We start from the raw sequence: 23,617 nt of genomic DNA on the forward strand, positions 1-23,617 counted from the left end.
GTCTTCGAACTGCATGGCGTTATTTTTCTCTAAGACCGGAAAGGATTGATCAATGATCAAGTCGGAAACGAGGATCGGTCGACCAGCGTTCACGCTGGTCGAATTGTTGGTGGTGATCGCCATCATCGGAGTTCTAGTGGGGCTGTTGCTCCCCGCCGTCCAAGCGGCCCGTGAGGCGGCCCGTCGAATGAGTTGCGGCAACAACATGAAGCAGATGGGGCTCGCAATCCACAACTACCACAGTGCGTTCAACTCACTTCCGGTAAACGGGGGTGGGACCGACAACTCGGCGGGTAGTACGGCGACACAAAACGGGAACGCAGGCAATGGTCGGCGTATCAGTTGGTTGATCCCGATTTTGCCCTACGTGGAGCAGCAAGCTTTGTGGGAACAGATCAGCAACCCGATGGACTCCGATGGCGACGGAACGATCAATTACCCCGCGATGGGGCCGCGAGCGTGGGATCGGAACTACACACCGTGGATGACTGACATCGGGACGTTCCGTTGTCCGAGCGATCCAGGTGTTGGGTCGCCGGCGATGGGACGTGCGAACTATGCCTGCTGTTACGGCGATGGTCTCCACTACGCAGATGCCGGCCCGTTGAACGCATCCAATGGCTACTTCTATGAGGATGCTGGACGAGCGGATCAGGTCAATCAGTCGTTGCGTGGATTCTTCGTGTTCCGGCAAAGCGTCAACGGAATTCGAGGTCTCGGCCAAGGACGTTCACGTCCAGCAATGCGTTTCCGAGACGTGACGGATGGTCTGAGCAACACAATCATGTTGGGTGAAATGGCGACTCACGTGAACCCTCGAGCCATTAAGACCGATGCTGCAACTGGACCAGGTTTCCGTCCCCTCGGTGAAGATCCAGGTTGGGCTGATACAACCAATGCCAAAGATCCGGCGAGACCGCAATTTTGGTTGGACTCCACCGATTCGATTGTTCGGAATTTGAACTCCGGATACGGACGCGGTTTCCGGTGGGCTGATGCAGCGACTGTGTATGCGGCATTCAACACCATTCTTCCGCCCAACCGTGAAATGGTAATGCCCAACCGCTCGGATTCGGCTTGGGCGGTTGCTCCGCCTAGTAGCCAGCACCAAGGTGGCGTTCACGTCGTCCTGGGTGACGGAGCAGTCAAGTTCATTACTGACAGCATCGATGCCGGCAATTCACATGCGGAAGTGATTTGGAAAGAGAACAGCCCTGGTTCAGAGTCGCCATACGGGGTCTGGGGTGCCATGGGAACTCGGAACGGTAAAGAAACATACGAATATGATTTCTAGGTTTTACCCGTGCTGACTTTGCTCGTCTTGGAGTGTGCGGAGTAAATAGCAGTGAGGTCAGCGAGCTCTCCGAGAATGAGTTCTTTTTCCGCCTTTTACAAACGATTTTCTCTAACGATAAAGTGACGAATGAACAAGAAACATAAAACAGTTTGGATTCGCAGTTCAATCTTTCTTTTGATCGCCGGTTGGTCGCCAGCATTCTTTGCAGGATGCGGGCCCGGCGGTAACACCGTGATCGAAAACGAAGAGGGGCCGATGACCGAAGAGGAGTTGCAAGCGTACGAAGAACAAGCCAACCAGCAAACGACGGACTACGAAGACAACTATCGTTGATCTCGCAGCTAAGGTGAAGTTTAAGAACAGCCGTTTTCGAGTATCGAAAGCGGCTGTTCTCGTTTCTTTGAATCGCTGATGCCGAACGATCCTCCGAGGCATGCAAACATAGTGAGTGCGTTTCGGTCACAAAATCGACGCAGCCGTTCTTCTCAAGCCGACGAATGCTACTTCTTCAAAGACTTTCTTTGCTTTCGCGGTTTTGCTCGATAGGTCACTCCGTTGTCGCTCGGCATTGCATTGTGCCAAGCAACAAGGTTCTTTGTCATCTCAGCGACCAAGTCGGGGTGTTCGGCCGCAACATTGTGCGTTTCGCCTCGGTCGGATTCGAGATCATAAAGTTCCGCGGAGGATCCATCGTATTCGCACAAGAGCTTCCATTTGCCCTGACGCATTGCCAAATCCGGCAGGTCGTCCACGCCGTAGTACGAGTCACGGTCTGGTGGTCGTCGAAAGAAGATTGGTGCGGTTCGCGATTGGCCGTCGCCTGTGAACACGGATGCGAGCGATTCGCCATCGAACGTTGTGTCCTGCGGGTGCTTGGTTCCGGTGATATCCAAAAGCGTTGGAACCAAATCAATCGCTGAAAAGACTGATGTCGTGTCGACCGTATTGGTTCGCGTCACGATACCGGGGCCCCAGGCAATCAGCGAAGAGCGAATGCCACCTTCGTACAGATGCGTTTTGTGGCCGCGAAATGGTCCCGCCGATCCGGCACCTTGCTCCGGACCGTTGTCCGAACAGATCAAAACAAGCGTGTTGTTTCGCAAGTCTTCGTCGTTTTGGATTCGATCAAACAACTTGCCCAGTTGACGATCCATTTCTTCCAGAACCGACAGGTACAAACCGCGTTTTCCGTCAGCCCACTCATCCACGGGCGGCCAAAACGGTGAGTGCACGTCATCCGGCCAAAGATTGACGTAGAAGGGTTGGTTGTTCTTTTGAGCTTCATCGATGAATGGGATGGCAGCATCGACGAACCCGCCGGTGATCTTCGATCGCAACATCCAGCGATAGCCCTCACCCAGTCTTTCGGCGTCTGCCCATATTCGGCCGGGTTCGTCGTCACCAGGTTTCAGCGTGAGTGGCAAGAGTTTCGGCCCCATGCCCTCAAAGTTCGTCAGCGACTCGTCGAAGCCGTACTCGGTGATGTACGGCGCGTCGTCGACATTTCGCTGGCCGCCCATGTGCCACTTTCCGAAGTGCCCGGTCGCGTAGCCAGATTGCTGTAGCGATCTCGCGAGCATCGGGGCTGCTGGATCGAGCCATTGAGCGATGCCACGCTCGTTGTTGTGATCGCGATTGTTCAGAAACGAACCGATGCGCCAGCGTTGCGGATATTGACCAGTTGAAATCGCGGTTCTCGAAGGTGAACAGATCGGCGAGTTCACATAAAACTGCTCGTACCTCACTCCTTCGCGGGCCATTCGGTCGATGCGAGGTGTCTGAGCATCGTGGTTGCCGAAACACGAAAAGTCTTCCCATCCCATGTCGTCAATGAACACGAGCACCACGTTCGGACGCTGTTGTTCCGCCGCAGTGGCAACGAGTGGCGGGCACAGTGCGATTAGCGTGAAAACCAACAAGCAACAGGACGACCGCAGTGTGGTCGGCTTGAAATGTTGGAATGAAAGATGGGGCCCTATCATGGACAAGATTCCTTGGTGGGGATTGGTGGGAGCGTCGCCAAAACGAGGGGATTCGTTTTGGTTTCGCCAATTTGCAATGGTGTTCGGAATGCGATTGTTGCTGTGTCGTGGCCGAGACGCAACTTTTCCCGACATCAGTGAAGACATTCTGGTTAAAAGGAAAACGCCCGGATCAAGAGCGATCCGAGCGTTTGGCGAATTTGCATCACGGTGATTGATCAACGCGAGGTCAATCAATCAGTCGACAGGTTCGAGCAACGGCTCGTGAAGTTCAGCCAGTTCATCCGCGGGGATTTTGATCACCTTTCGATCGTATGTCATTAAGCCGTTGATTTCGCCTTCGACATCGGTCGTTTGAGTGTAAACGCCTGCAGCAATCCCTTGTTGCTGAAGCTCCTTCAGCTTTTCAATCGACGTCGTGTATCGATCTTTGTATTCGGCTTTGGTTTCAGGCAATCCGCCATAACCCCAATTGCGTCGATTGGTGTCCCAAAGGTGTCCTTTGACGGGATACCCGTGACCTCCAAATTCACCAATCACCTTGATGAAGTCATCGAACCGGCCGTTCGTGTTCAGCTTGAACGGGAACCCAGGGTGCGGGTACCGGTGCTCGTCGACGATGTCACCAACCGGCCAAAAGTTGCCGCCGCTGGCGATGTTGACCAAACGCGAAGGGTCACGTTCAACCGTCCATTTTCCGACTTCCATCGTCAGGTGCTGTCCCCAAGCTTCGTTGAAAGGGACCCAACAGACGATCGACGGATGGTTCTCTAGCGAATCGATCATCCACTCCAATTCACGCATGAATTGGGCGTGAGGCTCGGCCGGCCAACTCGCGTCGATTGGGTTGGGATCAAGACGCGTCCATTTGGGCCAAGCACCTTCACCTGAACCGCCACTGACTTGGTCCTGCCAAACCATCATGCCCAACCGATCGCAGTGGTAGTAGTAGCGGCGTGGTTCAACCTTGATGTGTTTGCGAATCATGTTGAAACCGGATGACTTCAGCCATTCGATGTCGAACAACATGGCTTCATCGGATGGCGGAGTGAGCAACCCGTCCGGCCACCATCCTTGATCGAGAGGTCCCCAGTGGAAGATGACTTCGCCGTTCAGGGTGAAACGCCAGTTCCCATTGGTATCTTTCACTTTCCCGACGTCGCGAATTCCTGCGTAGGATTGAATCTGATCCAGCACTGCACCTTCGCTGTCGAGCATGGTTGCCTCGATCGTGTAGAGGTGCGGCGTGTCCGGTGACCAAAGCTTTGCGTTGGGAATCGCCAGCGTCGCCGATTCTGACTCAATCGTTGCCGATGCAACCACTTTGCCGTCATCTTTGACTTTGATTTCAACCGGCGCACTGCCTTCTCGATCGACGGCGATTGTGATGGAACCGGCTTTTGCATCCGTCATTATTTTTAGATCGCTGATGTGCTGCGAAGCAACTTCTTCGATCCAAACGGTTTGCCAGATTCCTGAGACTTGCGTGTACCAAATCCCGCGGGCGTTCAAGGTTTGCTTTCCACGCAATTGCCACTCTTCCGTCGCATCTTCGACGCGGACGATCAGTTCGTTTCGCCCCGCTTTCAAAGCGTCAGTGATATCAAACGTGAATGGCGTGTTGCCTCCCGTGTGCGATCCAACGGGCTTTCCATTGACGAAGGCTTCACACTGGTAGTCGACCGCTTCGAAGTTCAGAAGGGTTCGTTTGCCCTCGGTCGGAGTCCCCTCAAAGCTGCGTCGATACCACAGCGACTCCTCGGAATCGAGCAAGCGTTGGACGCCGCCAAGTTTCGATTCAAGCGGAAAAGGAACCAAAATTTCGCCTGCCCATTCGGCCGGCATCTCTGATTGGTTGGAAGTGATCGCGTAGGCCCAATTGCCGTTCAGGTTGGTCCAATTGGATCGTTGCAGCTGAGGTCGTGGGTATTCGGTCCATGCGTTTTCCGCGGTGACTTCGGCTCCCCACTTTGTGATCAGTTCAGATTGAAATGGCTTGGTGCTGAGTTCCGGCTTGGGAAGTGTTGGAACGTTCTGTGAATCGACCACGTGAACATCGATGAACTGTCCGCCAGTTTTTTGCACACAGTGCACCGCCATCAGGTTTTTGCCGACGTGAATCGCTGACGCTTGCGTGGGTTCGAGCGGAACCGTGTGGTATTGAGTGCTGTAGCCGCTCAGTTTGGCGACCAATTTCCCATTCAAATAGACTTCGGCGTCTTCGTCGTGATGCACCAAGAGTGCAGGTTTCGAGGGAACCGATTTGAGGTCAAAGGACTTCCGCAGCCAGATCGAGTCGGTGTCCCAAACTTGTCCAATTCGGGCGGCGGGGGTGCCATGCGTGCCAAAGCCTCCATCCGCATCCGACCATTCTGAATCGCTGAAATCGGGTTGCTGCCAGCGCTCGCCGGGATCGTTTAGTTGAAACTTCCACTTGTCGTTGATTTCTTGCGCATTGGCGACGGAACCAAAAAGCGAGAGCAGCAGCCCACTCAACAGCATCAGATACTTCGATATGAACTTAGAACCATCATTCGTCATGGGGGGATCTCTTTAGGTCGGGGATACGGTGAATTCGACAGCCACCGGTTGACGCAGAAACTGAGAGCTCCTGCGTGAGGACTGGCTGGCAATAAGTTGCGGGGCAGGGGAGTCGCGTGCCTTTTCCTAATCAGGACGTGTTCTCGTGCGTTTGCAGCGGCGTTTCTAGTCTTCGGATCCTGAGGTCATTCAAAAGCCAATAGTCAAGCTAGCGTGACAAGGGGTCGTAGTAAAGGGTTGCGTCGCGATTAGGTCCGGGCCGCGGCCCTAGCACCGAGACTCCGGCGATGACACGATCGAGAATGTGCATCTTCACGGGGCAAACAAGCTCGGAAATGCACGGGCAGGCGTCCCAGACCGATGGTCATGTTTGCTGTCCAAGGCGAAGATGCCGACGACGCGTCGCTTTCGATGACCAAATGCTTCTGGGAGAAACATGGGATGCCAAAGGAAAATACAGCCACCGACGACGAATCTCAGATTGTCGCGGAGATCGAAGCGTTCGAGTCCGCCTATGGATACAACGCGGACTACATGAAGGATTTGTTCGCTCGGTCGCCCGAATCGTTCCGACGTTTCGCCGCCGCACGCCCGATGACGATGCACTACGAGCAATTGACCGCCGAGGCCTACTTCACCGCGGCGATCACCGTGATGCAGGAAGAAGACTGCAGTGGATGCTTGGATTTGAACGTGAAAATGGCGAAAGAAGCTGGTGTCTCCGAGCTGCTCATCGAGCAAATGGTCGGTTCGCCTGAACGCTTGCCGGCTGAACTCAAGGACGTGCGGGAGCACACACTGAATTGCTTGGGAGTCGGAGCGATTGACGAAGAGGTGGCTCTCAGGATTGAACGGCACTTCGGAAGAGCCGCATTTGGCGAGCTCGCGATTGCCATCGTCGGCGTCCGCATCTATCCCGGTTTGAAACGTGCGTTGATGAAGATGCAGAGTTGTCACATGCCAAACAACACTGTGGGCGAGTAGGTTGGATCAATACATTGAAGACTTGCTTTGGGTGGTGAACAGCCCATCTCTCATTTCACCAGCGGCGAAATGTCCGACGCTTAAACGTTCACAGGTTGATCAGCAGCACCTACGTGCTTTCATGGATGAGCACGTTTCGAACAAGGTCGGGCCATACTTTGAGCGATTGGTTTTGTATTGGCTCAAGCACGTTCGCGGCTTGCAAATCATCGCTCACGCGTTGCCTGTTCGCGAGGAAGGCAGAACGCTCGGTGAGATTGATTTTCTTTTCGTTGATGAGCGAGGCAGGCTAACTCACTGGGAAGTCGCGGTGAAGTTTTACCTGCACCTGACCGGGCGGCCACATCGCGGAAGCCACTTTGTCGGCCCGAACTCACGCGACACATTCGAGCGGAAGACTCAACGAATGCACGATCATCAGTTGTTGTTGAGCAACAGAATTCGAAATGATGTCGAGGTCCGTGAAGCGATCGTGAAAGGATGCCTGTTCTACCCGCCGGGCGCCGACAAAGCTCCAGAGCTGCCACGATGGATGTCCGCCGATCACGACCAAGGACGTTGGGTGCATCATCGCGAATTACAGAAGGTTGCTGACCCAGGTGGTGAATTTCGGATACTGACAAAGCCTCACTGGTTGTCAGTGAATTCAAGCGACATCGCGTCAGCACCATGGATGGATGTCGACCAGTTTCTTTCCGCCGTCGATCAGCAAGCCGCGCAGTTTGACCGTCCCATCTTTGCGGCCCGTCGCTCCATGTCCAACACGAACATTGCGGAAGTTGTCGAGCGGTTTTTCATCGTTCCCGATGAGTGGCCCAACAACTGAGCTGACAAAGCGTTTTCATTCAGATGGTTGAAGGTGCTTCTTCAGGAACGTCGTGATCAGCTCGCGAATTTCGGGATCGTGAAATTCGCGGCCACCGTGCTTGGCGCCTCGAATCAGCTTGAGAGTTGTTTCGACACCGACTGACTCAAGAGCGTCATGGATCAGTTGGCTTTGGTTGGCTGGAACGACTGGATCATCTGTTCCGTGGATGATTAGAAAGGGCGGATCCTTCTCGTCGATGTAGGTGATTGGATTGACGCGACGAATTCCCTCGTCGTTCCCGAGGACCTCACCGCCGCCGAGCAGTTTTGATTCAGGCGAACCATCGCGGTTGTGGGACTCGAATCCTTTGGTGGTAACAAACTTTGAAAAGTCGGTCGGCCCATAAAGATCAACCACCGCTTGGACGCGACTGGATTGTTCAGCCCAACCGCCCGATCCTTCGAGTTCTTTGACATCAGCCGACGTGCCCAGCAATGCGACCAAGTGGCCGCCCGCGGAACTGCCGCCCACGGCGATGCGATCGGGATCGATGCCGTATTCGTCGGCATGTTCGCGTAGAAAGCGAATCGCACATTTGCAGTCTTCGATTTGTGCCGGGAACGGAGCTTCACCGGTCAGGCGGTATTCGATCGTTGCCCCAACAAACCCCTCGGTCACGATTCTCGAAACCTGGTTGATACCACCTTCTTTGGATCCCCCTTGCCATCCACCACCGTGAATCCAAACGTAGGCCGGCAATGGTTCGCTCGGTTTTGACTTGGGCAAAACAATGTGCATCTTCAAGTCTCGGCCGCCGCCCTTTCCAAAGACCACATCACGTTTGACTTCGACACCTCGAGGGGAGGAAGGTGGCGAGTTTCGAACGGTTTCGGGGCGTCTCACGGGCATGTTCCCGACGACTTCTTCAATGTCGATTTGACCGTCGCCGTCACGGTCGAGACGCTCGAATAGTTTGTCAGGGCCACTGAATTCATTCTTGGAGACTTTCCCGTCGTCGTTTGCATCATCCTTTTCCAAACGATCCTTGATAGTTGGACGTGCACGCTGTGCCAGAACGTCCGTGGTCCAGCAACAAGTGACGGTCACGGTCAGCAAAAAGAGGACCGGAAGTCGGAATGAATGGTTCATCTTCAACTCGGATTCGAACGGCAGGTGGAGGGGAGTGATTCATGATAGCCCCTGCTTGCGATCGAATCAGGCGTGCCGAGATTTGATACAGTCCAGCTTCATGGAATGAATATCGCGTCGGGCTACTTCTTCCATTTTGCGTGAGCTTTCGCGACCTTGGTTCCCCAGGTTCCGTACCACGTATAGCCGCTTCTTCGTTCTTCGCCCACTTGGTCCAGGTTATAAACGATCTTCCCATCGCGATCGCTGAACATCGGACGGTTGGTTTCGATTTCATAGAACCGAGCCCAGATTGGCGGGGCGTCTTGATCCGCGATCAGCGATGGTAGTTCCTTCCCTTTTCGGTAGCGGTAACCGTTCACCTTAGCCGAGTCGAACCACTTCACACCGGATTCCACCGCCTTGATCACTCGCGGTGACGGTTCCGGCAGATCCATAAGGTAGAGAAGAATGCCTGCACTTTCGGCACCGCTGAGCGATGGATGTTCGTAGCTTCTGGCGAGTACCGGAGAGAGTGTTTCCGCATGATGCTGGGCACACCAAACGGTTCGCTCACCATCAACGACAATTTGGCATTCCAAGATGCACTGGATCCCGCGTTCCAACGCCTTTCGCGTGCGGAGGAGACGTTCATCGCCGATCAAGTCGTAGGCGGGTTCTTCAGTTACCTCGTCCAGGAACTGCATGATGTTGATCATCGTTCCATCGTTGAAGGTGATGTGCCGGTGGTAGTTCTTGCTGAGCGGGAAGTACTGTGGCCAACCACCGTTGGGATATTGGGCGGCCAAAAGATGGTCGAAGCCCTTCAGGAAGGCTGACTTGTATTCGTCTTGTTTGGTTGCTTGGAAAGCCCGTGCCAAAGCCTGCAGCTCACCGATGGTGGCACTATTGTCGAAGCTGCCGTTGGGTTTGTCTCGGTCCGCAGGGAACGGCTTTTTCGTGGTGTCGATGTTCTTCGGCCAATCGCCGTGATCGGTTTGCCAAGACAGAATGCAACGCAGCGTTTGTTGCCCTTCAGCACCTCGGAACCATTCGCCAGGTTGTCGTGCAACTTTCTCGGCCGGCGTCGCGGCAAAGAGCAGTGAAGCGTTGACGGCGAACACCGCCAGGATCGCGATGGATATCCGCTGCATGGTAAGTCTCTGTGAAAAGTCGCTTTGTCTGAACCGGCAGACATTATGGACTATTCCGAATCCAAAAGGCTCGCGATTTTTTCAATCGTTGAGTGGTTGCGAGCGGTCGTGGCAACACCCAGCTTTCGTTCGACGCCTTTGGCCAATTTGGACGTTCCGAAACCGTCGGGAGTGTGAAGGTAGAACACATCCCCAATCAATTCAAAGCGTTCGGTTTCGGTAGCGAGATCGGCGATGGACGCTAGATCTGGATCGTCCGGTGTTCCTGAGAGAAAGAAGAAGTGAAGCGTTTTGGGGAACGCAGCCGCATCGGGGAATGGATTGTTCGTGACGGCGGCTCGAAATTCGTCTGGCGTCAGAAGCATCACTTGAGGCACGAACCCAAAACTTTCGTCGACCACGCGGGCGATTCGTTGGGCAAGCTTTGCCTTCGAGGTGGACTCGCACGTGAACACCACATTGCCGCTTTGGATGTAGGTCCGAACGGTTTGGCATCCGATGGATTCCAAAGTCGATCGCAATGCAGCCATCGGCAGTTTGTTCTTGCCGCCAACGTTGATGCCGCGAAAAAGGGCGATCCAGGTTGTCATGCATTTCCGCAGCGGAAGGAACGTTGGTGAGGACGCAATGAAGCAGGTTTCGTGCGAATCAAAGATAGCAGCAGTGTCCGCCGTCGATAGCCTCACTCAAAGCGGTCGTGGATCAGGTGGACCGAAGTGATGGTCAAGCCAGGCTGGGATTTGATTTCAATTTGGTTGTTTTTCTGCAGCCAGTCTTTGGAGATAGAAATCTCTAGCGGAGCCATCAGTTGATCAAACTCGTGGGCCCATTCAGGGTGAGACTCAAAAGACTGTCCATTGAAGGTTCCGGCAACGGCTTCTTCCAGTCCGCTGTTGCGATGAATCCCGATGACCAGTTTCGCCGAATCGATTTTTGATGCGTCATCAATTTCGATTTGGAACGCACGCGATTGATCGGCGGTCACGGCCGTACCTGCAGCGTAAGCAAATTCACGATGAAGTTTTTTGGCCGGTTGGATCATTTTGTCAAACGAGAACGTCACAACGGTTGTTTCCTCCGCGTCGACTGGAACCGCCTTCGAATGAGGCAGAGAGATCGCGTCTTCGTAGATGACTTGGCCGTCGTTGTATCGTAGTCGCCGCTGCTGAATGGACGATGCGTTCAGTGTGTCGCCAGCGATGTCGGACAGGTCAACGCTGAGTTGACGACTTGTCATGTTGGTCAGTGCGAGTTGCAGGCGATTGCCTTGATAGACAGCCGTCGCGTTCAATCCCACGGGGGCCAGCCCGCTGGTTTCAACTGGAAGTCGTCTGCCATCGAAATCACGCCACAGTTCGAAAAAGTGTGCGACGGGTGTGGGTTCAAAGTCGGCCAGCGGGCCTCTCGCCGAAGCACCTTCGGTCGGAACGAAGGCGACGTTGCCGCTGTTCGGGTTCCAATGCATGTTCGTGAAGACAAACGGGACCGACAAATCGATTTGATGCGGACGGCTCATGAGTTTGTGCAAGAAGGCACTGAAAGATCGCAGACGCAGCCAATAGTCCGCTGCGCCGCGGCCAGCTTGGAGTGAACCACACTCGGTGATCAGGATTGGTTTGACATTGTCCGTTTCTTCCATGTGAGCTCGCAACATGTCGAGCGTGGCTTCGAGACGACCGAGTAGGTACCCCGAGTAACCTTTGTCGCGACGTTCCCAGGCTCCGAGCGAGCCCTTGTCTTCGTAGAAATGGTGGGAGTAGAAGTCCAGATGATCACGGGTTAGATCCATGAACCGAGCTTGGTCGCGATAGAGTCCAAATTGATTGACATGCAATTGCATCCACGCGGAGGTCGGGCCGCCGACATTGACCGACGGAGTCTTCGCGTGCACCGCTTTGGCGACATCGTTGTGGAACTCGGCGAGCAAGGCCCAGGAATCATGGTCTTTTTGATAGTGGTAGTCCCACTCGGCTTTGATGGTGGACTCGTTTTTGACTTCCCACCATTTCGCGGTCCGTCCACCGTCTGCCTCTTGGTCGGCAATGTGTGCCGCGGCAAGATCGGCCGCGTCTCCAAAGTGTTCGATCAAGGGTGTGCCGCGCCCGACGTGTTCGACGGACATGAACTCTGGGTAGTCGTTCAAACACATCGCATAATCAGCGTCCTCAAACGCAGGGATCGTTTTGGGGGCGGATGAATCATGACGCTCGAAGAACGTGAGGTCAGCGGCTCCCTTATTTTTGGGATCTTCCTTCAGTTTTTCGCCCGGACCGTAGCCGACCACCAAGGCGGGATCGAGTTTGAAAATTTGGCGGCCCGGAGAAAAGTTGTGTTCGCTAGCCCAACGTTCAAAACTTGGGTCGGATGTGCCCGGTGCGGCGTAGTAGCGAAAGAACTTTTCGCGTTCCAGGTCGACGTGGCCGGCAATGGAAAGTTCGTGTTGCAGGTCAACACGCACGCTGACCGGAACGCGAGGTTGATCGGCCCCCAGGGTTCGATAGGGGATGTCGTCGAACTTCACCGGCAGTTTGCCTTGTGAGTGAAAAGCGATCTGCGTGACGGTTGCCGTCTTCCCTGCGGCGCAACGAGTGCGAATGCGAATTGGCGGCATGTCTTCGCTGGGGACGGGCATCGCGGGCAGTTTGAAACGATACAGCTTGGGTTCTTGCGTGCTGCGTTCCACCGTTCCGCCACCTGAATAGGGAGCGACGTCAATGCCGCCGAGATGATTCAGGTTTTCGCCGCGAAGGATGATGTATTTGAACAACGATGCGACCCGCTGGCTTCCGGGCGGCAATTCGATCGAAACGTCTCCACTGAGCTGGAACGTTTCGTTGGAAAGGACCAGTTCGACAAGATCGCGGTCGTCACCTTCGCCGCGATAGGTCGTCTCTTTGCCGTTTGTAAACTCGTTGAAAAGATAGGCATGCGCCGCTTTTCGAGCGATGCCTTCATCACTCAACTGATTGGTGCCCGGCGACGGTTGAGCTTGCAGGCTCGTTGTGAACAAAGAAAGACAAACGAGAACAACGGCGTGAATCAGTTTCATCTGTGTGCTGTGACCGGTGACTTGGGTGTGGGGAACAACCAATGATCGTCACGATGAATGCCTTTGTCCAATGTATGGACTTAGTGCGGAGCAAACGCAGAGCTGCCATTCGCTTCAATTTTGATGGCACAAAAAAAGACCGAGTCGGAATGACTCGGCCTTTTCATAGTTTGATCAATGGATCAGAGCAGATCGCCTGGCTTTGAAATCAGAGAGCTAGCAACAGACGGCTTGGGGCTTGCAGGTATCCGATCACATCGTTGAGGAAGCGGGCTGCGGTTCCGCCGTCGACCAAGCGGTGGTCGTACGAGAGACTGAGCGGCATCATCAGGCGAGGTTGGATCGAATCGTCGGGCATGACAACGGGCAACTTTCGCGAGCGGCCGACCAACAGGATGGCGACTTCGGGAACGTTGACGATCGGTGTGCTGTATTGGCCGCCGATCGCGCCCAGGTTGCTGATCGTGAACGATCCACCACGCAGGTCGTTGACTCCGAACTTACCGCCGCGAACTTTGCCAGCCATCTCGGCGATGTTGCGAGCGGTGTCGGGAATGCCCATTTGGTCAGCGTTGTGCATCACGGGAACGACCAAGCCGTTGTCGGTGTCGACCGCGATGCCGATGTTGACGTAATCCTTGTAGATGACTTGCTGGTTTTCGGAATCGATCACCGCGTTGAGTGATGGGTGATGACGAAGAGCCGTTGCGACGGCTTTGACCAAGAAAGGCATCGTGGTCAGCTTGAGACCTTGAGCGGCGTAGTCGTCTTTGCTGCTCTGGCGAAGGCGTTCCAGATCTGTGATGTCGGCATCGTCGAAGTTGGTCACGCGTGGAACGGTGGACCAAGACAGGTGCATTTGAGCCGAGATCGTTTTACGGATCTTGCTCATGCGTTCGACGCGAATCGGGCCGTAGTCGTCTGTGTCGGGAGTTCCCGGAAGATCGCCCGATGCGGCGTTGGTTCGAGGTGCAGCCGCGCCGGCCGATGGGGCTGGTTTCGCAGCAGGTGCGGCAGCCTTTTGGCTGGCCGATCGGACGACGGCCAAAACATCGTCGCGAGTGATTCGTCCACCAGCGCCGGTTCCGGTGACGCTAGCCAGGTTCACACCCGTTTCGCGAGCGAAGCGGCGGATCGCTGGACCGGCTGGGATTGATCCACCGCCGTCGACGGGTGCATCGGGTTCGTCCGCGACCGCGGGAGTTTGGGCGGCTGGTGTTGCGACAGGTTGAGCAACGGGTGGTGCCGCAGGTGCGGCTGGTTTTGCAGCAGGAGGTGCGGCGGGTTCTGGAGCAGGTGCTTCCGCCTGAGGTTCTGGTTTGGGTTCAGGCTTCTTTTCTGGTTCCGCTGGAGCGGCCGGTGCAGGAGCGGATTCAGCTCCGGCGGCAGCTTCCACTTCGATCAACACGCCGCCGATTGGCACCGTGTCACCTTCGCCAACCGAAATCTTGGTGACTTTGCCGCCCACGTCGCTCGGCACGGGAACGGTTGCTTTGTCCGTTTCCATTTCCACGATGTCTTGACCGGCGGTGATCACATCGCCGACAGAAACGAAAATTTCAAGGACATCGCCAGATTCGATGCCGTCGCCGAGTTCGGGGAGTTTGACTTCAGTCATGGGAAAGATATGTCAGAGTGTGATTGGAGAAGGTTGAGACGCTCGGTCGTCCGATGGTGGCCAAGTCCCCGGTGTTTCGGGGACGATTCAAATTTGGGCCATGCGTTGCGAACGACGTTCGCGTTTTGCGATCAAAATTAGGCGAAGTAAGGATCGACTTTATCGGGATCGTAATCCAGGTCTTTGATCGCTTGTGCCACGTCGGCAGCTTCGAACGTTCCGGCTTTTGCCAGGCGACCCAAAGCAGCGATGGTGATCGATTCCGCATCGACTTCGAAGTGGCGACGGAGTGCTTCGCGAGTTTCGCTGCGGCCCATGCCGTCGGTGCCCAAGACGTAGTAGTCGCCCGGGATCCAAGGTGTGAGCTGTTCGCCGAGAGCACGCACGTAGTCGCTGGCCGAGATGAATGGGCCTTCGACTCCTTCGAGCACTTCTTCGAGGTAGCTCTTGCGAGGCGTCTCGGTGGGATGCAAACGATTCCAACGCTCGACGGAGTGAGCTTCACGACGCAGCAACGTGTAGCTGGTCACCGACCAAACGTCGCTAGCGATGTTGTACTTCTCGGCCAAGATTTCTTGAGCTTTCAGAGCACAGTTCAGGATCGCGCCGCTGCCGAACAGTTGAACACGAGCCTTGGCTCCGTCCACTTCGCGGCTGTTGTATTTGTACATCCCCTTGATGATGCCTTCTTCGCATCCTTCAGGTATTTCCGGTTGGACGTACGCTTCGTTTTCAGCGGTGATGTAGTACAGGCATTCTTCGCCCTCTTCGTACATCCGCTTCAAGCCTTCGTGAACGATCACGGTAACTTCGTAGGCAAACGCTGGGTCGTAAGCACGCACGGTGGGGAACGCAATCGCGTTGAGCAGGCTGTGCCCGTCTTGGTGCTGCAGCCCTTCGCCGTTGAGCGTCGTGCGACCGGCAGTACCACCGACGAGGAAACCCTTGGCTCGCATGTCTGCGGCGGCCCAGATTGAATCGCCGATCCGTTGGAAACCGAACATGCTGTAGTAGATATAGAACGGAATCATGTTCACGCCATGGCAGCTGTAAGCTGTGCCAGCCGCGTTGAAGCTGGACATTGATCCGCATTCTGTGATGCCTTCTTCCAGGATCTGACCGTCTTGAGCTTCTTTGTAGTAAGCGACTTGGTCGGAGTCCGTTGGTTCGTAGAGTTGGCCCGCGTGAGCGTAGATGCCAAACTGTTTGAACATGCCTTCCATGCCGAACGTTCGCGATTCATCAGGCACGATGGGGACCACGTATTTGCCGATGGCTTTGTCGCGGCACATGGAAATCAACATTTGCACGGCGGCGAATGTTGTGCTGCACTCTTTGTTGTCGGTCCGCTTCGAGACGAACTTTTGGAACACCTCCAACCCTGGAATTTCCATTTTAGGATGTTCGGTCGGACGGCTTGGCACCGGGCCACCAAGAGCTTCGCGGCGCTCCTTGAGATACTTCATCTCTTGGCTGTTGGCCGCTGGCTTGTAGAACGGAGCCTCACCGACTTTTTCGTCGCTGATTGGGATGCCAAAGCGAGTACGGAATTCCAGCAACTCGGCTTCGTTCATCTTCTTTTGGTTGTGAGCAACGTTGCGTCCCTCACCGGCTTCGCCGAGTCCGTAGCCCTTGACGGTTTTGGCCAGAATCACGGTTGGCTTACCGTTGTTTGACTCGGTCGCTTCTTTGTATGCCGCGTAAACCTTTTCCGGATCGTGACCGCCGCGGCGGATCTTTTCGAGCTTCTCGTCCGAGAGATGTTTGACCAACTCGAGAAGCTCGGGGTACTTGCCGAAGAAGTGCTCGCGAATGTAGCTGCCGGGCATCGACGTGTACTTTTGGTACTGGCCGTCGACGACTTCGTTCATACGTTTGGCGAGCAAACCAGTCGTGTCACGAGCGAGCAATTCGTCCCATTCGCCGCCCCAGACGACTTTGATGACGTTCCATCCGGCACCGTGGAAGATCGATTCGAGTTCTTGAATGATCTTGCTGTTACCGCGAACGGGACCGTCGAGTCGCTGCAGGTTGCAGTTGATGACGAAGATCAAGTTGTCGAGCTTCTCACGCGAAGCCAATCCGATCGCGCCGAGTGTTTCAGGTTCGTCGCATTCGCCGTCACCGAGGAACGCCCAAACCTTTTGGCCCTTGGTGTCTTTGATACCGCGATCGTTCAAGTATTCGTTGAAGCGGGCTTGGTAGATCGCCATGATTGGACCGAGGCCCATCGAGACGGTCGGGTATTCCCAGAAGCCGGGCATCAACCAAGGGTGTGGGTAGCTGGAAAGTCCGCCACCGGGTGCGAGCTCACGACGGAAGTTATCGAGGTTCTCGTCGGACAAACGGCCTTCGAGGTAGGCACGCGAGTACATGCCGGGCGAAGCGTGACCTTGGAAGTAGATCGAGTCGCCGGAGTAACCGTCTTCGCCGCGGCCTTGGAAGAAGTGGTTGAATGCGACTTCGTAAAGGGTCGCTGAGCTGGCGAAGGTGCTGATGTGTCCACCAACGCCACCGGGCCGCTTGTTGGCTCGGACGACCATGGCCATCGCATTCCAGCGAATGATCGATTTGATGCGTCGTTCGAGTTCACGGTTGCCGGGGTAAGCGGGCTGCTCGTGAGGTGGGATTGTGTTGACGTATGGCGTCGAGGTGTCCGAGGAAAGGGGCACGCCTTCTTCGGCGGCTCGGTCACGCAGTTGATCGATCAGGAATTTGACCCGTTCGGGGCCTTTGCTCTGAAGGACATATTCGAGGGATGAAATCCACTCTTGGGTTTCGGCGGAGTCGACATCGACGTCCGGCGAGTGCTGCAATTCGCCAAGGTTTTGGGAAATTTCAGCTTGAGCGACGGATTTTGATTCGGACATAGAGAGTAGAGAACTCCGGCTCGCGGACGATTGGATCAGATAGGTCGAGTTTTTCAGTCAGACCTAGTAGTTTAGCCGTTCTTGCACGTTTCCAGCAAGGTTAGGAAGGGCCGCTGAAATGCCCGTTTCAGGTTTGCTGGACAGTTGGTTGTGCTAACCCCCATTGGCTCGGGCGAAAGTTTTTCTCCAGCACCTTTTCGGCGTTCAAAAAAGCTTGGTGAAGCAATTGTGAAGATCGAGATAGGAGTCCGCCCCGTCACGATGCCCCCAATTCTCGCCGGACCATGCACCGGACGCGGTTGATTCCGGCCAAATTGGCGAATGAACCGTTGGTCGCTTGGCGTCGGCACCGGATGTTGCCTCGGATCCTCGTGACGATTGCTGCGGTGACATTCGTGTTGAATGCATCTGACGATTCAGCGGAAGCAGCGACATTTGGTCGCGTCTCAATTCGGCGGAATGATCGTCGCGGCTCAGGAGGTGCTGCGAATGGCTTCGTCGAAGCCCAATTCCAACTGGGTGTCTCGATCGTCGAAACCCAGTTCGCGATGCATCAGCGATGGCTGAATATCGTTGCTGTTTTGATATTTCTCGCTGGCTTCCTCGGGGCTGTCGCCGCTGATTTCCCAGTACGTGATCTGGCAGATCTGAATGTGCGGGTAGATTCGGACGGGTTGGACGCAGTGCAATTCCAGCGTCCAAGTGCCACGATATCCGGCGTGCCCGAGGCTGCCGCCAGGATTCAGGAAAAGCCCCAAGCGACCGACGGAGGATCGGCCTTGGATGATCGGGACCAAACCATGCGTTTCGGTGTGTTCGGTCGTGCGGCCCAAATACAAAGTTCCGGGCTGCAGCGTCAGGCCTTCCTCGGGAATGGTCAGCCGGCGGTAGCGGTTGGGTGACGCGGAGTCCAAAACGACTTCTTCATAGACCAGAAGCTCGTCGTGAAGCGTCAAGTTGTAGCTGTTGGGTGACAAACGAGACGGATCGAAGGGATCGATCACGATGTCTTTGCCCAGCCGCGATTGAATGTCTTGACCGGAAAGGATCATGATCTGTGTTTCCTTCACGGAATGTGTCGAGGAGCGAGACGGTCCGGGAATCAGTCAATCACGCGGCACCAAACGTTGCCTGAAATCGCCACGTTGGCGTTTCAGGAAAGGTGCGAGGATTGCGTTGGAATAAGCGGATCGTTCAGTGGGCTGCTCCTGGCAATTTAACCACATCGAGCTCTCGATTGATCCCCAAGATGTTGCATTGGGGTATATTTCTGGAAACCCAAATGTTCGAAGCGAGCAACAACCGATTTGCTCCGTAGAACCGGTTTGAACCGCACAAATTGTCTGATCGTCGATAAAGCGTCTTCTCGGCCGCTGAGTCGGTGAGAAACGACCGTGAAATCTTCGAGTGGATCGTTCATCCTGGATGCAGCCGGCAAACGCTCGTTGTACCCTCGGGGATAGCGACCTCCCCCGCGGAGTTTGCGAGCGACGATTGCTTTTGCGATCCAATTTGTGAAACCAGCAACGATTCAGACTTTCCTTTGAAACGAGTTACCTCATGAGCAACGTGAATCCTTATTCGTCCGGTGTCGACGGTGCCGCTTACGGCAACGCAGCGATCTACGCGGACGAAAACGAACGCATTGGATTTATCCGACGCACCTACGCTCACTTGTCGGGAGCCGTGTTCGCGTTTTTGGCATTGGAAGTGGTTCTGTTCACTTTGGTGCCAGCTGACACGATGACGATGCTGGTTCAGCGAATGACTGGCGGCTACGGTTGGTTGTTGGTGCTGGGTGCCTTCATGGCCGTCAGTTGGATGGCTCGTTCGTGGGCCAGCAGCGGGCAATCGCGCGGGCTGCAATACGCTGGGTTGGGGCTGTATGTGGTCGCCCAAGCCGTGATCATGCTGCCGCTGATGTACATCGCGATTCACGTGATGAACCAGCCTCAGATTCCGATTTTGGCAGGGATCATCACGACACTGACCTTCGCTGGTCTGACAGGATTTGTGATGTTCACGCGAGTCGATCTCGCATCGTGGGGAACGTACTTGTTTGTCGCCGGTTTGGTTGCGATGGGCGTCGTCGTTTGCGGCGTGCTCTTCGGATTCTCGTTGGGATTGTTCTTCAGTGCCGCGATGGTTGCCTTGGCATGCGGCTACATTCTTTACGACACTTCCAATGTTTTGCACCACTACGACACGCGTCAGCACGTTGCCGCTTCTTTGGCATTGTTTGCTTCGGTCGCGTTGCTGTTCTATTACGTGCTGCGAATCTTGATTGCCTTCTCCAGCAGCGACTGATTCATGAGTTTTGATTCGATCACAGGAGTGACCAGTCTGCCGGATGACTTCGACGGGCTGGTCCGGTTGTTTCCGCTGCCGGGAATGGTTTTGTTTCCCCATGCGATGCAACCCTTGCATGTGTTCGAACCTCGCTACGTCGACATGTTGCAAGAAGCATTGTCGACGGATCACCTCATCACGATGGCGACGTTGACGAATCAACAGGGCAACGTCGCGATCGATGAGGCGACCAAGCAAAAGCTACCGCTGAACATGTTGCCGCCAATCTCGCCGACTGTTTGTGTCGGCAAGATCATCTCGCACGCGGAACTCGAAGGCGACCGGCACAACATTCTGATTGTCGGAATCCGTCGTGCCACCGTTCGGCACGAGCTGGAGACCGGACGTTCATTCCGGACCGCACGAGTCGATTTGATCGATGACTTCTATCTGCCCGCCGGAACGCAGAAGCGAGCGGATCTGAAGAAACGTTTGCTGGAAGCGTTCGGCAAGATCATTCCGGTCAGCGAAGGCTCACAGAAGTCGCTGCACGATTTGATGGCTGGTCAAATGGGTGTTGGACCGATCACCGACATCATCGCTTACACGTTGCCGTTTGATCCGAATGAAAAGATCAAGTTGCTGGCGATGTCGGATGTGGATGAACGAGCGGAAGCTTTGATCCGCTTGATCAAGAAAGGCGGATTGGATCTTCAATCGGTCAGCGTGGAAGAAGGTGACGTCGATCTGGCCGAGTCGTCGCGTTCGCGAAAAGATTTCCCACCGCCGTTCAGCGTGAACTGACGCGTTCGCTGCAACGATGCTGCGTGACATGTTCGTTCGAATATGAACACGCCTGGGATTGAAATATGCGTGAGCCTGAACTGGTCAGCGCATAAAAAACCCGTCTGCTGAGACCAAGGTAACCATCTCAGCAAACGGGCGATGCTCGCGTTCTAGAAAGTGATCGCGAGTGGGGTGGCTGACCCTGGCGTCAGCCCGCCGACTTTCGTCAAGGGTTTCCACCCCGTTGGCTAGTACAGCAATAATCCACTTGATCACCTCCTTTAAAAACATGGTTCGACGCCACTTGCCCAGGTGCCAACCAGAACAGACAAGCGAACGTGCGGAAGTTTTGCCGCGACGCGGAATCGCGACCCGTTGACGACATGATCGTCGGTAGTCAAGACGCATGCAACTAAAATCAGGTTCGCGGTCTCGAAACGAAAACAGAGTGGAATTCTGAGCCCATGCCATCGAAGTCAGCAAAGTCGTCTGAGTGGACCGTTCGCGAATCTGAATCAGATCCGATGCGGGCGGCGTTCGTTCGCACGATCGAGAAGCTTCGTCCGGGCGAGGTGGTCAGCTATGGCGATGTCGCCGCACGTGCGGGCTATCCACGTCGGCACCGAGCGGTGGGGCAATTACTCGGTACATCGTTCGACGCGTTGCCATGGTGGCGGGTGGTCTACAACGATGGGCGGTTGCCGCCAGTGAACCCTTCATTGCAGGAACAACGGCTGCTAGAAGAAGGCGTGACGATGAAACGCATGCGAGTCGTGGAATCACCTCTGGGAAGGTTTGCATCCTCGTCGAAATGAGATGGATGCATCGGCCGCAAACGCGTGAGGCCGACTTTGTTTGAATCGCTCGCACGCGTTCGAGTTCAATCAGTTGACTGCGTCGCAAGCAGGTGTTGCAGGGCTTTCGCATTTTGCGGAGCCAGCATCTCGACGGTCCGCAACGATTGCTTGGCGTCCGATTGGTTGCCCGCCACCAAATTCGCGAGCGCAGCCAGAGACGCGACCGCCTCGCTGCGCCGCAGTGTGTTGACGGATGACAGGTCGGCACGGCAGCGTCGACATTGGTCGCTTGCTGGTGCCGCTCACCATCCGGTGACCCTTCCCGGGCAAGCCAAGAGTCATATCTGGTAGACTCTATCTAGCGAATCGGACGTCCTGATTCGCTTCCCCAATCACCTCAGTGCGGCGACAAAGTTCAACGCACGATCGATGCATGCACCTTCTGTGCCTCCATCGATCGCAATTCGTTATCCCATTGAAGTGCATGCTGGCATGACGCAGAATCCATATGAAACACCACCGTCTGTCGATGCGACACACGGTTTGCATGCATGGCGTTCTTTCGGTAGGTCCGCGCTGTTTCTCATTGGTTTCGTTGTTGGGAGCCACATCGTTGCAATCGCACGATCGGGCTTTCTTCGCACCACGCGGCACTGGCTGGATAACCCGGCCGGTTCGTTGGTTATCAATGGTACAGTCGGCCTGCTTTCGTTGTTCGCGTTTGCGGGCTATCGTGCATTACGTTCCTGTGCGTCGTCGCATACTGTGACTCGCTTACGCGTTTCACTACCGCTCGGTGTCGCTTTTGCGGTCATCACGTTGCTGACGCTATCGGGTCTTACCAAGTTGATTGGACACGAGGTGCGCGGAACTAGTCTTTTGATCGAACTGGCGATGTACATTACATCGATAGGGTTAGCTGCGATTGTTACGGTGGAACTACAGCGGCTAGTTCTTCCCAACGTGACCAGCGATGAAACCCCCAGCTAGCCCTTGAACAAGCGAAGCCTGCGCGAATAGACACTTATAGACTCGGGAAATCTCGGCGTTTCACGCTTGTATTGGTGGTTACCAAGACATCAATCCACGAACGCAAACGAGGGTTTCGAGTGAATGCCAAACTAAGACGCAGTGCCAAAGCACGCAATAGAAAAAGGTACGTCGGACGGTGCTACCACCATCCGGTGCTAGCGGGCTGTTGATTTAATGAGCCGCACCGCGTTAGCGGCGGTTAGTCAGACGCCAACCGGGGCTAACGCCCATCGGCTAATTGTTGTCACTCGGTATACGACTAAATCAACAGGCTGCTAGGCTTCTCAGCGTGTTTATACCCCACATCTCGAAACACCAAAGATTAGTGTCCGATCAGACTGGATTCGTGTTCCACCAGAGCGGTCAGGGGAACGCTAATCGCCGCCAATCGAACACCAATGACGTTTGCGCAAGGGATTTCTGGCTTCAAACCGATTGTGTTCCCAATTTAAGCGGTTCCTATAAGATGTGGGGTACCAAAGGGCTGTTCAGCGGGTTGGACGGAATGACTTTGTGTGGGGCTGTTGTTTGGCAGGTTTGTTTTGCCGACAGAGGGCCTCTATCGGCTACTTGGTTGCTTCAGGCTCGCCGGATGGTGCCACCTGTCATCCGGTGCACCTTGATGCGAATGCGAGTGATGGAGTCGCCTCTGGGAAGGTTTGCTAGCTAGTGACCGGTGTCGCATCGTTTACTGGCGACATCGTAGTCAGCTAGCGGTGTCGTTCTTGCCCGCTACTTTGATCGCTTGCGTAGCAATCGTCGGCCCAATGCAACGCTCACCAGAAGGAGTACGCCGATAACTAGGAACCAAGGCAGGATGGCGATGGCAGCGATGACGATATTTTCACCGGTCTGCTTCATCGCGTTGATCGATTGTGACCAAGATTTCTGGATCCTTGAACTGAATGTCGGCGCTGCCGGAGGGACGTACTCCTTTTCTTCGCGGCACTGAATCGTGATGGTCGCCAAAGCGGAGCGATCCGATAGCACTCGCAAGCGACCTTCCATGCGTTCGATCTCTTCGCGAACGCGTGAAAGTTCGCGTTCGATTTCTAAAACGTCGGATAGCTTTCCGGTTCGTTCCTCCAGCATCGTGATGATGCGTTCTTCGAGCTTCTTGTTGTTGCGGATTCTTGCCTCGACGTCGACGAATTCTTCGGTGACGTCTTGAGCGTCTTCGGTGCGAGATTCCGCGAATCCCAATCCGGTGACGCCTTGAAGGAAGGCGACGTAGTTCGCGACTGGAATGCGAGCGACCCACTCGCCAGATTGTCGATTGTTG

The 23,617-nt window shown here is 55.1% G+C and carries 18 protein-coding genes; 8 read left to right on the top strand and 10 right to left on the bottom strand.

The annotated features are described in order from the left end of the window. Positions 1–52: 52 nt before the first annotated feature. Both RE6C_RS12095 and RE6C_RS12100 read left to right on the top strand, forming a co-directional pair. Complete coding sequence (locus RE6C_RS12095) at positions 53–1,294, top strand: DUF1559 domain-containing protein (RefSeq protein ID WP_008656931.1); 1,242 nt, start codon at positions 53–55, stop codon at positions 1,292–1,294. Positions 1,295–1,423: 129 nt separating this feature from the next. Then, positions 1,424–1,630: a hypothetical protein gene (locus RE6C_RS12100; RefSeq protein WP_008656932.1), complete on the top strand. Its 207-nt coding sequence runs from the start codon at positions 1,424–1,426 to the stop codon at positions 1,628–1,630. Between the two features lie 167 nt (positions 1,631–1,797). Here the strand turns inward: RE6C_RS12100 and RE6C_RS12105 are convergent, their stop codons facing one another. Then, complete coding sequence (locus tag RE6C_RS12105) at positions 1,798–3,279, bottom strand: sulfatase-like hydrolase/transferase (RefSeq protein ID WP_039961877.1); 1,482 nt, start codon at positions 3,277–3,279, stop codon at positions 1,798–1,800. A gap of 237 nt (positions 3,280–3,516) precedes the next feature. Continuing rightward, positions 3,517–5,820 (bottom strand): glycoside hydrolase family 2 protein, encoded by a 2,304-nt coding sequence (locus RE6C_RS12110; RefSeq protein ID WP_008656936.1) that lies wholly within the window; start codon positions 5,818–5,820, stop codon positions 3,517–3,519. Positions 5,821–6,261: 441 nt separating this feature from the next. Here RE6C_RS12110 and RE6C_RS12115 point away from each other — a divergent pair, with 441 nt between their 5' ends. Both RE6C_RS12115 and RE6C_RS12120 read left to right on the top strand, forming a co-directional pair. Beyond that, on the top strand, positions 6,262–6,804 hold the full coding sequence (locus RE6C_RS12115; protein WP_039961878.1) for a carboxymuconolactone decarboxylase family protein: 543 nt from the start codon (positions 6,262–6,264) through the stop codon (positions 6,802–6,804). 31 nt (positions 6,805–6,835) lie between these two features. After that, positions 6,836–7,630 carry a DUF1853 family protein gene (locus RE6C_RS12120; protein ID WP_261340116.1) on the top strand — a complete coding sequence of 265 codons (795 nt, stop codon included), beginning with the start codon at positions 6,836–6,838 and terminating at the stop codon, positions 7,628–7,630. A gap of 15 nt (positions 7,631–7,645) precedes the next feature. Here RE6C_RS12120 and RE6C_RS12125 read toward each other — a convergent pair whose 3' ends face one another. From RE6C_RS12125 to RE6C_RS12160, 7 genes are all read right to left on the bottom strand, one after another. After that, on the bottom strand, positions 7,646–8,761 hold the full coding sequence (locus RE6C_RS12125) for an alpha/beta hydrolase fold domain-containing protein (protein WP_008656939.1): 1,116 nt from the start codon (positions 8,759–8,761) through the stop codon (positions 7,646–7,648). Between the two features lie 122 nt (positions 8,762–8,883). Then, a complete protein-coding gene (gene pelA, locus RE6C_RS12130) occupies positions 8,884–9,894 on the bottom strand; it encodes a pectate lyase (protein ID WP_008656940.1) in 1,011 nt (336 codons plus the stop codon). 50 nt (positions 9,895–9,944) lie between these two features. Then, positions 9,945–10,484 (bottom strand): DUF1697 domain-containing protein, encoded by a 540-nt coding sequence (locus RE6C_RS12135; RefSeq protein WP_039961869.1) that lies wholly within the window; start codon positions 10,482–10,484, stop codon positions 9,945–9,947. Positions 10,485–10,576: 92 nt separating this feature from the next. Beyond that, entirely contained in the window at positions 10,577–12,943 is a 2,367-nt protein-coding gene (locus RE6C_RS12140; RefSeq protein WP_052034951.1) for a hypothetical protein, read from the bottom strand. Positions 12,944–13,151: 208 nt separating this feature from the next. Continuing rightward, positions 13,152–14,561: a 2-oxo acid dehydrogenase subunit E2 gene (locus RE6C_RS12145; protein WP_008656944.1), complete on the bottom strand. Its 1,410-nt coding sequence runs from the start codon at positions 14,559–14,561 to the stop codon at positions 13,152–13,154. Positions 14,562–14,698: 137 nt separating this feature from the next. Further along, on the bottom strand, positions 14,699–17,431 hold the full coding sequence (gene aceE / locus RE6C_RS12150) for a pyruvate dehydrogenase (acetyl-transferring), homodimeric type (protein WP_008656945.1): 2,733 nt from the start codon (positions 17,429–17,431) through the stop codon (positions 14,699–14,701). A gap of 473 nt (positions 17,432–17,904) precedes the next feature. Continuing rightward, on the bottom strand, positions 17,905–18,501 hold the full coding sequence (locus RE6C_RS12160) for a dCTP deaminase (RefSeq protein WP_008656947.1): 597 nt from the start codon (positions 18,499–18,501) through the stop codon (positions 17,905–17,907). A 490-nt stretch (positions 18,502–18,991) separates the two neighbouring features. On the opposite strand from RE6C_RS12160, the gene RE6C_RS12170 reads away from it, so the two are divergent. The 4 genes from RE6C_RS12170 to RE6C_RS12195 all read left to right on the top strand — a co-directional run bounded on the left by RE6C_RS12170 (position 18,992) and on the right by RE6C_RS12195 (position 22,293). Further along, the gene (locus RE6C_RS12170) at positions 18,992–19,738 is read left to right on the top strand and encodes a Bax inhibitor-1/YccA family protein (RefSeq protein WP_008656949.1); all 747 of its coding nucleotides are present in this window, start codon (positions 18,992–18,994) and stop codon (positions 19,736–19,738) included. Positions 19,739–19,741: 3 nt separating this feature from the next. Continuing rightward, the gene (locus tag RE6C_RS12175; RefSeq protein ID WP_008656950.1) at positions 19,742–20,524 is read left to right on the top strand and encodes an LON peptidase substrate-binding domain-containing protein; all 783 of its coding nucleotides are present in this window, start codon (positions 19,742–19,744) and stop codon (positions 20,522–20,524) included. A gap of 446 nt (positions 20,525–20,970) precedes the next feature. After that, on the top strand, positions 20,971–21,321 hold the full coding sequence (locus RE6C_RS12185) for an MGMT family protein (protein WP_008656951.1): 351 nt from the start codon (positions 20,971–20,973) through the stop codon (positions 21,319–21,321). A 411-nt stretch (positions 21,322–21,732) separates the two neighbouring features. Then, positions 21,733–22,293 carry a hypothetical protein gene (locus tag RE6C_RS12195; RefSeq protein WP_039961873.1) on the top strand — a complete coding sequence of 187 codons (561 nt, stop codon included), beginning with the start codon at positions 21,733–21,735 and terminating at the stop codon, positions 22,291–22,293. 774 nt (positions 22,294–23,067) lie between these two features. On the opposite strand, the gene RE6C_RS12200 is transcribed toward RE6C_RS12195, so the two are convergent. Next, positions 23,068–23,617 (bottom strand): DUF4349 domain-containing protein (locus tag RE6C_RS12200; RefSeq protein WP_039961874.1); only part of this gene is annotated, 550 nt, incomplete at its 5' end.

Origin of the sequence: Rhodopirellula europaea 6C (assembly GCF_000338295.1) — a bacterium.
Classification (GTDB): Bacteria; Planctomycetota; Planctomycetia; order Pirellulales; family Pirellulaceae; genus Rhodopirellula; species Rhodopirellula europaea.